Origin of the sequence: Inquilinus limosus (assembly GCF_002195995.1) — a bacterium.
GTDB lineage: Bacteria > Pseudomonadota > Alphaproteobacteria > DSM-16000 > Inquilinaceae > Inquilinus > Inquilinus limosus_C.
In genome coordinates, this window is the sequence record NZ_NHON01000218.1 from 1 (window position 1) to 1311 (window position 1311).

The following is a 1311-nucleotide window of genomic DNA, read 5'->3' on the forward strand; positions in this document are numbered from 1 at the left end:
CCGCTGAGGCCGAGCGCGACCACGTCGCGGCCGCGCACCGGCAGGGCCGGCACCGGTTCCTTCTCCAGGGCCGCCAGGGCGCGCTTGAAGCTCCAGCGCTTCGGCGCCGCGGCCGGGCGCGGCACCGCGGCGAAGGCGGAGCCGAACAGGATCCGCATCGGGTTGGCCGCGGAATCGGCGGCAGGGGCCGGCGGCGCCTCGGCCAGGCGCCGCGGCGTGGCCACGGCCGGCTGCGGCCGGGCGGCCTCGGCCGGGTCGAGCACGCGCGCGGGTTCGACCGCGATCCCGGCAAGATCGACGGCAACAACAGGCGGCGGTGTCGGGCGCGCAGAATCGATCGCGATCGCCCCGCCGAGGGCGGCAGCCCCCACCAGAGCGATCGACAGAAGAAGGAGGCCCTTCGACGTCATGCCCGCCTCCCCCTGACATGGCGCACGGGGTGGAGCCCTTGCAGGCACAATCCACCCGGCGTCGCCGGGAGACGGGGCAACGTTCTGCGCCGGCGATCGGGGCCCGGAACGATCTCGAGAAGACCGGGAACACCGACCGCCTCAGTGCATTTCATTGCGGTCACGGGGGGCGCGGGTATCATGGCGCGCCCTGCGAGTCCAGACCGACGGAAGGCCATATGTCGCGACAAACCGCTGAAATCCGCCGTTTCGCCTGGGTTCGCCCGGTGCGTTTTTTCGCTTTTTTTATCGCGATTGCCACCTTTCCCGCCTTGGCGCAGGACAAGCCCGCTGCCGAGTCGGCGCCGAAAGAGGCCATCGACATCGAGCTGAACAAGCTCGAGCCCGGCAACAACGGCTGCCGCGCCTTCATGGTCATGCACAACGGCACCGCCCGGACCTACAGCAATCTGCAGCTCGACCTCGTGGTCTTCGACCCGAAAGGCATCATCGTCGACCAGCTGGCCGTGGACATGGCACCGCTGAGCGCGGGCAAGACCATGGTCAAGGTGTTCGAGATCGCGGGTCATGATTGCGGGAATTTCGGCCGTGTGCTGCTGAACGACGTGCTGACTTGCAAGGCGGGGGACGCAGCGGTCGAACACTGCATCGATCTATTGGTTCCCACCAGCCGGGCGCCGATCGGTTTCATCAAGTAAAGAAGGCCAGATCATGGCGGTGGATCCGCAGATCGCATTCATCCGGCAGCGGATCGCCGCCGTTTCGGGCGACGCACGGCCCGGCGCGGCCGGCATGATGGAGGTCGCGATCGGCCATCCGGCCGCCATCCTGCGCCGGCAGGCGGCGGCATGAGCCGCCCGCCCCGCCCCCCGAAGCCCGGCGCCGGACGGTCGCGCGGCGC

The 1311-nt window shown here is 69.7% G+C and carries 2 protein-coding genes and 1 pseudogene; 2 read left to right on the top strand and 1 reads right to left on the bottom strand.

The genetic code is table 11. The features are described from left to right. Nucleotides 1–410, bottom strand: a pseudogene (locus BWR60_RS36045) (hypothetical protein); the annotation flags it as partial. A gap of 218 nt (nucleotides 411–628) precedes the next feature. On the opposite strand from BWR60_RS36045, the gene BWR60_RS36050 reads away from it, so the two are divergent. Continuing rightward, entirely contained in the window at nucleotides 629–1108 is a 480-nt protein-coding gene (locus BWR60_RS36050; protein WP_144445889.1) for a hypothetical protein, read from the top strand. A gap of 13 nt (nucleotides 1109–1121) precedes the next feature. Then, on the top strand, nucleotides 1122–1262 hold the full coding sequence (locus BWR60_RS37550) for a hypothetical protein (protein ID WP_179222096.1): 141 nt from the start codon (nucleotides 1122–1124) through the stop codon (nucleotides 1260–1262). Nucleotides 1263–1311 lie beyond the last annotated feature (49 nt).